The organism is Acidimicrobiales bacterium (assembly GCA_036273495.1).
Lineage (GTDB): Bacteria > Actinomycetota > Acidimicrobiia > Acidimicrobiales > JAJPHE01 > DASSEU01.
On sequence record DASUHN010000319.1, the window covers coordinates 1 to 8,137 of the forward strand.

General features: G+C 73.1%; 10 protein-coding genes. 1 reads left to right on the forward strand and 9 read right to left on the reverse strand.

Annotated features, from left to right (window positions below):
* Positions 1-350, reverse strand: a 350-nt coding sequence (locus tag VFW24_13625; protein ID HEX5267803.1) for a hypothetical protein, incomplete at its 3' end; no start/stop codon positions are given.
* A complete protein-coding gene (locus VFW24_13630; GenBank protein ID HEX5267804.1) occupies positions 347-823 on the reverse strand; it encodes a sigma-70 family RNA polymerase sigma factor in 477 nt (158 codons plus the stop codon). The genes VFW24_13625 and VFW24_13630, both read right to left, overlap by 4 nt.
* Before the next feature lie 168 nt (positions 824-991).
* Here VFW24_13630 and VFW24_13635 point away from each other — a divergent pair, with 168 nt between their 5' ends.
* Entirely contained in the window at positions 992-2,140 is a 1,149-nt protein-coding gene (locus VFW24_13635; GenBank protein HEX5267805.1) for an NDMA-dependent alcohol dehydrogenase, read from the forward strand.
* 4 nt (positions 2,141-2,144) lie between these two features.
* On the opposite strand, the gene VFW24_13640 is transcribed toward VFW24_13635, so the two are convergent.
* The 7 genes from VFW24_13640 to VFW24_13670 all read right to left on the reverse strand — a co-directional run bounded on the left by VFW24_13640 (position 2,145) and on the right by VFW24_13670 (position 8,042).
* Positions 2,145-2,585, reverse strand: coding sequence for a VOC family protein (locus VFW24_13640; protein HEX5267806.1), 441 nt, complete (start codon positions 2,583-2,585; stop codon positions 2,145-2,147).
* Positions 2,586-2,616: 31 nt separating this feature from the next.
* On the reverse strand, positions 2,617-3,105 hold the full coding sequence (locus VFW24_13645; protein ID HEX5267807.1) for a hypothetical protein: 489 nt from the start codon (positions 3,103-3,105) through the stop codon (positions 2,617-2,619).
* A gap of 34 nt (positions 3,106-3,139) precedes the next feature.
* The gene (locus VFW24_13650; GenBank protein HEX5267808.1) at positions 3,140-5,530 is read right to left on the reverse strand and encodes an amino acid permease; all 2,391 of its coding nucleotides are present in this window, start codon (positions 5,528-5,530) and stop codon (positions 3,140-3,142) included.
* A 37-nt stretch (positions 5,531-5,567) separates the two neighbouring features.
* Positions 5,568-6,464 carry a DUF4118 domain-containing protein gene (locus VFW24_13655; protein HEX5267809.1) on the reverse strand — a complete coding sequence of 299 codons (897 nt, stop codon included), beginning with the start codon at positions 6,462-6,464 and terminating at the stop codon, positions 5,568-5,570.
* 52 nt (positions 6,465-6,516) lie between these two features.
* Positions 6,517-7,158: a hypothetical protein gene (locus tag VFW24_13660; protein HEX5267810.1), complete on the reverse strand. Its 642-nt coding sequence runs from the start codon at positions 7,156-7,158 to the stop codon at positions 6,517-6,519.
* Between the two features lie 102 nt (positions 7,159-7,260).
* Positions 7,261-7,554, reverse strand: coding sequence for a VOC family protein (locus tag VFW24_13665; GenBank protein ID HEX5267811.1), 294 nt, complete (start codon positions 7,552-7,554; stop codon positions 7,261-7,263).
* On the reverse strand, positions 7,509-8,042 hold the full coding sequence (locus tag VFW24_13670; GenBank protein ID HEX5267812.1) for a VOC family protein: 534 nt from the start codon (positions 8,040-8,042) through the stop codon (positions 7,509-7,511). The genes VFW24_13665 and VFW24_13670 overlap by 46 nt, the downstream gene beginning before the upstream one ends.
* Between the last annotated feature and the right edge of the window lie 95 nt (positions 8,043-8,137).

The following is an 8,137-nucleotide window of genomic DNA, read 5'->3' on the forward strand; positions in this document are numbered from 1 at the left end:
GGCATGGCAACGTGGAGGTTCCCGCCGGCCACCCACGCGACCGGGGTGAGCGCCCGCACCGGGGGGGCCGAGCTGACCACCTGCGCCCGGTGGGCCGGCGGGGACAGGGCCAGGCTCAACACGACGGCGGCCACCGCCACCGCAGCTACGCCGGCTCCCACCCCCACCGGAACGCGACGCCGGGCCCGACCGGTTGCCGACGCCGGCACCGGCGCCGTCTCGGAGTCCCCGGCCAGGATCCGCTCGAGCGAATCGGGGGAGGCGACCGCCCGTCCCGCCAGCGCCTCCAGCCCGGTCCGCAGCCGGGCCTCGGTATCCGGGCCGGGCGCGCCGAGGCGCCGCCACCTCATCGCTCGACCACCCCGCGCAACGCCGCCAGGCCGCGGTGGGCCAGCGATTTCACCGTTCCGGCCCGGCACCCGAGCAGGGCGGCGATCTCGGCCTCGGAGAGACCCTCGTAGTAGCGCAGCACGATCACCGCCCGCTGGCGGTCCGGCAGCCGGGCCAGGGCGTCGTGGAGCTCGTCCACGGCGTCGACGGTGGCGTCGACCGCAGCCAGGCGCACCAGGGCCCGGGTCTGGGCACCGGCGCGGCGGTGGTGGTCCCGGCAGGCGTTGACGACGGTGGCCCGGAGATACGAGGGGAGGTCGGCCACGCCGGCGCGGTCGCGCAGCCGGATGAACGCGTCCTGGACGATCTCCTCGGCCAGCTCGTTGGAGCCGGTCAGGAGGAAGGCGAGCCGGACCATGGGCAGGTACCGGGCCCGGTACAGAGTGACGACGGAGTCGGCCCACAGCGTCTCGGCTCCCGAGCCATCACGCACCGCCGGTCTCCTCCTGTCCGGAGCCATAAGCACACCACGAAGACGGGCGAAGGGGCGGGAGGGTTCCGCGCCGGCCGGTCACCGACGGAGAGCGGACGGCCCGAGCGGAGCGGGAAGGGGTCTGCCAGACTCGGGCCGCCACGCCGGACCAGCCGCACAGGGGGAGACATGAAGACTCGGGCCGCGGTGCTGTGGGGGCTGCACCAGGACTGGAAGGTGGAGGAGATCGAGCTCGACCCGCCCGAGGCGGGAGAGGTGCTCGTGAAGTGGGAGGCGGCCGGCCTGTGCCACTCCGACGAGCACCTCGTCACCGGGGACATGGTCGTTCCCGAGGAGATTCGCAAGGCGGCGGGGCTACCGGAGAGCTTCCCGATCATCGGGGGCCACGAGGGAGCGGGCATCGTCCTGGAGGTCGGACCGGAGGTGAAGTCCCTCCAGGTCGGGGACCACATCGCCGCCAGCTTCTTCCCGGCGTGCGGACGGTGCCGCTACTGCGTGACCGGCCGCACCAACCTGTGCGACCTCGGTGCCGGCACGTTCGGGCGGGGCCAGATCAGCGACGGCACCGACCGCCACCACATCGGTGACCAGCCCGTGTCGATCCTGGCGAAGCTCGGCACCTTTGCCGAGCACAGCGTGATCAACGAGATGTCGGCCATCAAGGTGGCGCCCGACCTGCCGATGACGGCGGTGGCGCTGGTGTCCTGCGGGGTGACGACCGGGTTCGGGTCGGCCGTGCACCGGGCCGAGGTCCAGCCCGGGGAGACGGTCGTGGTCGTCGGCACCGGGGGGGTCGGCATGAACGCCGTGCAGGGGGCGCGCATCGCCGGGGCGCGCAACATCATTGCCGTCGACCCCGTCGAGCTGAAGCGGGAGACGGCGCAGACCCTCGGCGCCACCCACAGCGCCGCCTCGATGGCCGACGCCATGCCGCTGGTCCAGGAGCTCACCTTCGGCCAGATGGCCGACGCCGTCATCCTCACCCCGGGCGTGCTCTACGGGGACCTGCTCGGCCAGGCGCTGTCGCTGACCGGGAAGGGCGGGACGACCGTGGTGACCGCCATAGCCCCCATGACCCAGACCCAGGCCGACATCAACCTGTTCGAGCTGGCCATGTGGCAGAAGGAGGTGAAAGGCGTGATCTTCGGCGCCGGGAACCCCCGCTTCGACATCCCCAACCTGCTGGCCCTCTACCAGTCCGGCCAGCTCAAGCTGGACGAGCTGATCACCCGCACCTACAGCCTCGACGGGATCAACGACGGCTACCAGGACATGCGCGACGGCAAGAACATCCGGGGCGTGCTGGTGATGAAGTAGCCGTTCAGCGATCGGGAGGCGGCTCGAGCACCGCTCCCCCGGTCGTGGCCCCCGGCCGGAAGGGGGCAAACAGCTCCAGCTGGATGTTGTCCGGGTCCCGGAACACGAGCACGAGCCCGAAGGGGTCCTCGGCCATCGGCGAGTGCGGGACGCCGAGCTGCTCGAGGTGGGCGCGCCAGCTCCGCAGCTCGTCGGTGTCGCGCACCGCGAAGCTGACGTGGTCGAGGCCGGCCCGGGTCTCGTCGAACGTCTCTCCCTCGGCCCCGGCCCGGTTCAGGGCTATCACCGTCCCGCTGCGCGGGTCCCCCAGCACGACCATGCGGTAGTCCCCGATCTCGAGGACGTTGAGGGCGCGGAAGCCGAGCACCGACTCGTACCACTGCCGGCTGCGCTCGACGTCGGTGACGGTGAGCGTGATGTGGTTGACCCCGTCGATGCTCGGCATGCCGGCAGCGTAGGGCCGGGGTCGGCCGGCGCTAGGCGGAGGCGGAAGCGGCAGCCGCCACGTGAGGAAGAGCGAGGATCTCGGCGAGGGGCTCCCCCGCCTCCTGCCCGAGGGCGCGGCGGGCAAAGGCGCACAGCGCCTGCTCGTGGGCCACGTAGGCCTCGGCCACCTGGCGCTCGGACTCGTCGGCGGTGAGCTCGAGGATCCGGCGGTACTTGGCCAGGAACTCCTTGGTCACCGCCTCGAACGACCCGAGGAACTGCTCCCAGGCCAGATCGGCCACCGAGGCGGCCACCTCGGTGGCCTGGGCCACGGTGGCGGCGGTGTCGCCGCGGTCGTAGCCCTTCTGGTCGAGGAGGGGCTCGGCCAGCTCCTTGGTGGAGCGCTCGAGGAGGGTGAGCACCTCGAGCTGGCGGCGGTGCTCGGGATCCTGCTGACGCTCGGCCAGGAGCCGGAACAGGGTCTCCCCGAGCACCTCTCCCTGGTAGGACTCGGTCCACAGCTGCTCGGTGGTGGTCATGGCCGCGATGGTAGGCCGCCGCCGGGCGGTGGGCTCAGGCGGTCTCGGGAACGGCCAGGATCTCGTAGAGGGGATTGAGCAGGGCCAGCTGGCCGCGGTGGGTCCCGACCATTCCCTCGGCGCTGATGCGGGTCCCCACCTGGATGCCGGGCACCTGGCGCCGGCCGAGGAAGGCGATGATCAGCCGGGCCGTCCCGTCGTCGATCGTGCACTCCAGGCTGGGCACGCCCCCGAAGGGCTGGACCCGCACGGTCTCGATGGTGCCAGCCACCGCGGCGCGGGTCCGGGGCCGCACCTCGGCGATGGCGGCGGCGCCGGGGTGCACGAACGCCCGGGCCCGCGGGGCGGCGGATGCCGTGGTGGGCCGGGCGCGCGCCGCGGCGCGCGACGGGACCTGGCGGTGGATCCAGTCCGCCACCGGGCCGGTGAGGTGGAACGGCACGATGGTCGCGTTCACGTGGGGCAGCTGGCTGACGGCATCGACGATGCGGTCGGCGGTCTGGTCGTGGAGGAGCCGGCCCCACACGCCCCGGTAGGAGCGGCGGGGCATCAGCATGCTGACCTCGGTCTGGCCGTCGGCGGCCGACTCCGCCGCCAGCTTGAGAGCGGCGCGCGTGATGCGCCGGTCGGGGCAGTTCACCAGCTCGAGCGGCAGGCGCTCGAGGCCGAGGCGGGTCCACTGCCGGGCCAGGGCCTGGGCGTGGGCGGTGTCGACGACGAAGTGGATGGCGCGCAGCTCGTCGGGGTTGAGGGCCCGGGCGTACTGGATGGCGCGGGCGGCGGCCATGTCGAGGCTGTCCACCATGACCAGGACCACGTGGCGGCGCAGGGCCGGGGCCTCGGCGGCGATCACCGCCCCCTCCTGCAGCACCCCTGCCTCCTCCCGGTAGCGGCGGTTGAGCCGGATGAGCCCGTAGACGAGCACGGGCATGAGGACCACGACCACCCACGCCCCGCGCGTGAACTCGGTGATGGCGAAGATGAGATCGACGAGCAGGCAGACGACGCCGGCCACGGCGTTCACGAACACGCCGCGCTGCCAGCCCGGCTCGCGGCTCCGAGAGTGGTGGCGGACCATGCCGAAGCCGGCCATGGTGAACCCGGTGAACACCCCGATGGCGTACATCGGGATGAGCGAGGCGACCTTGGCCCCGGTGGCCAGCACCAGGGCGATGGCGGCCACCGTCAGGAGGATGATCCCGTTGGAGAACACCAGCCGGTGGCCGCGCCGGGTCAGCTGGCGGGGCAGGAAGGCGTCCTCGGCCACGAAGCTCACGAGGAACGGGAAGCCGGTGAAGCTGGTGTTGGCGGCCAGGATGAGGATCAGGGCGGTGGCGGCCTGGAGGCAGCCGTAGCCGAACGACCCGCCCGGTCCGGTTCCGTAGACGAACCGGCCGATCTGCGAGACCACGGTCGGCGTCCCGTCGGCGAACGGGACGGCGTGGGTGGCCCCCGCCAGGAGGGACACCCCCAGGAACATGGCCCCGAGGATCATGCTCATCATCACCAGGGTGGTGCGGGCGTTCTCGGGCTGCGGGTCCCGGAAGATGCTCACCCCGTTGGAGATGGCCTCGGTGCCGGTCATGGCGGAGCCACCGTTGGCGAAGGCGCGCAGCACGTAGAACAGCGACGCCCCCAGCAACAGGCCGCTGCCCTGGTGCCCGGCGGGCAGCGCCCCGGCCTGGTGGATGGGGTGGGCGGACAGCGAGCCCGCCGCCCAGCGGCCCAGGCCGAACACGATCAGCACCGCCATGTTGGCGATGAAGAAGTAGGTGGGGACGGCAAAGGCCTTGCCCGCCTCCCGGATGCCGCGCAGGTTCCCGTAGGCGAGGAGCAACACGAAAAAGACCGAGAGGGGAACGGTGGCCCAGCGCAGGCTGGGCACGGCGGAGACGATGGCGGCGGTGCCGGCCGACACCGACACCGACACCGTGATCGTGTAGGAGATGAGCAGGGCGGCGCCGGCGATCTGGGCCACGCCCGGCCCGAAGTTCTCCCGGCTCACCACGTAGGACCCGCCCGCCTTCGGGTAGTTGCGCACCACGTCCCGGTAGCACAGGGTCACGAAGCCGAGCACGGCCAGGATCACCAGCGTGATCGGCGTGACCAGCTTGAAGGCGGCCAGGCCGACGATCGGCACGAGGATGTAGAGGATCTGCTCGGTGGCGTAGGCCGAGGACGACATGACGTCGGAGGACAGCACCGCCAGCGCCGTCGGCTTCCCCAGCCGCTGGCCCGAGAGCTGCTCGGAGACGAGGGGCGGGCCGAGGAGGGACCGCTTGAGCCGGTAGGAGAGGCTCTCGGGGAGGTCGGGCTCGGCGACGGCCGAGGGGCCAGGAGGGAAGGGGGCGGAAGGGGTGGCTGTCCCCCCGGCGGGGTTCAGGCTGTCGGGGTCGGGCTGGAGCGCGTCTTCGCCGTGGGCCACCGCGGCCAAGTAAACACGCCCCGGCGCCCCGGCGGGCTCAACCGGCCCGGTCCCGGCGCGGCCCAGGACGGACCCGGATGCCGAGGACGCTCCCTCCGGAGCGACGGACGGCGGGGGTCCGAGGCCCGGGATCGGGCGCCGGGCCGACGAGGCGGAGATGGCGCTCGGCGCCCGGATACCAGGGCGGGTCGGGTGGCGCCACGGCCAGGGCGGCGCCGGCCTGGTCGGCCAGGCTCACCGCCAGGGCCAGGCGGTCGGGGGCGGGAGCGGCACCCGGACGCAGGGTCATGCGGTAGTGGCCGAGGACCTGGCCCTGCACCCAGACGGGAAGGTCGAGTCCGGGCGCCCCGCCGGCGGCTCCCGGCGCGGCGGCGGTCGACAGGATGCCGTCGCGACCCACCCACGGGCAGGACCGGGAGGGGGGCTCGGCGGAGAACTCGCAGTCGGCCAGGTCGAGGAGCCGGACCAGCTCCCCCGCCACCGCGCCCAGCACCAGTCCGGGGTCATCCCCGACCGCCATCAACTCGGCCGTCTCGGCCAGAACGGCCAGGTCGGCGGAGCCGCGGGCGGCGGCGGCGCGGTGGTGGAAGACCCGGAGGGTCAGCTCCCCGACGAACACACCGACGAGGACGATCAGGACGGTCGTCTCGACGTCGCGCGCATGAGCGATCTGCCAGTGCCCGTAGGGCTCGGTGTGGAAGTACCCGAAGCTGAGCGCCGCCGATACGGAGCCGAACCCCGTTGCGACGTGGCCCCCGAGCCGCGCCACCGGGGCGATGGTCGCCACGAGGACGAGGGCCACGTCGGTGTTCGGAAGCGAGCGGCGCAGCGGGATCCACGCCACCGCCACCGCGAGCGGCAGCAGGCCGGCGGAGAAGGCGGCCAGGACAGTGCCGACGGTCGCGGGCCGGGACGGGCGCAGGGCGTTGATCACCCCATGCTACGGCCGGTCCGGGCCGGGGGGACCGGCGCCGAGGCGGTCGCGCCTAGTTGGTAACGGCACTCTCCTCGGCGCCGCCGTAGAGCTCGGTGGCGCGCCAGCAGTACCAGGCCGCGACCGAGCGATGGGGACGAAAGGGCTCACCGAGGGCCTCGAGCACCTTGGGCGCCGGCATCGGCACCTTCCACGCCAGGCCGTAGCCTCGCCGGACGCCCAGGTCCCCGGTCGGCCACACGTCGGGCCGGCGCAGCTGGAACATCAGGAACATCTCCGCCGTCCAGCGCCCGATGCCCCGCACGGTCGACAGGCGGGCCACGATCTCGTCGTCGTTCTCCCGCGCCAGGCCGCGGGGCGAAAGCACGACCGTGCCGTCGAGGACCTTGGCCGCCAGGTCGCACACCGAGGCCGCCTTGTTGGCCGACAGGCTCGCCCCCCGCAGGTCCTCGGGGGCAAGGGCCAGGATCCGATCGGGCTCGACCGCTCCGTCCAGGGCGGCCACCAGGCGGCCATGGATGGCCGCGGCGGCCCGACCGGCCAGCTGCTGGTACACGACGGCGCGCACCAGGCTGGCGAAGTGCGAGTCGGCGGGCGGGCGGAAGCGGGGCGGACCGGTGGCCTCGATCAGCCCGGCGATGACGGGGTCCCGCTCGGCGAGGATCCGCGCCGCCGCTGCCGGGGTGACCTTCAACCGTCGCACCTTAGGCCGGAGTGAATTCCCAGCCGGGGCTGACGGGTGGCCCAGAGGCGCGGTGCGGCGGGACGGTCCTACCGCACCGGGCCGCGGGGCGGCTCAGTTGGCCGGCATCTGGTCGTCGGCCGCCATGACCTTGAAGCGGGCGCCCATGGGGTCGGCGGCCTCGGCCAGACGCCCGTAGGGGGTGTCCTCCGCCGGGCGCAGGACCTGACCGCCGGCGGCGGTTACCCGCCCGAGGGTGGCGTCGGCGTCCTCGGCCCAGAAGTAGACGTCCCAGCCGGTGTGGTGGTCGGCGGGCTGGTTGGAGGCGTCCATGATCCCCGCCACCGCGTTCCCGTCGATCATCAGCGTGCTGTACCGGAAGAACTCCTCGTCGGCGGCGGTGGCCACCTCGGCCCGGTGACGGCGGCGTAGAAGTCGAGGGACCGGCGGTACTCGCGGGTGTGCAACTCGAACCAGGACACGGCTCCGTCCTCGGTCCGGAGCCCGAAACCGCGGTGGGTGCCCGGCTGCCAGAACCCGACGGGGTGACCGGCCGGATCGACTGCGACGCCCATGACCCCGAGCTCACCCACCGGCATGGCCGGCACGACGACCTGGCCACCCTCGGCCGTCACTATCTCGAGGGTCTTCTCGGTGTCCGGGCTGGCGAAGTACGCGGACCACAGGTTGGCCGGGCCGTCGGGCATGGCCGCCATCAGGCCGGCCAACCGGGCCCCGCCGCGGTGGAAGTTGACGTAGCCGCCGTGCTCGGCGTTGGGCTCCTCGGCCTCCCAGCGGAAGACCCGGCCGTAGAACCGGGCGGCAGCGTCCCGGTCGGAGCTGGCCAGGTCGGCCCAGGACGGTGCGCCGGCGGGGATGGGTTCACGGGTGGGCATGGGGGTCTCCTTCGTCGCTCGGACTCACCATTCAAGACGGGGCCGCCCGCGGAAACTCATCGTCGCCGACGAAGATCGCGACCCGATCGGATGTC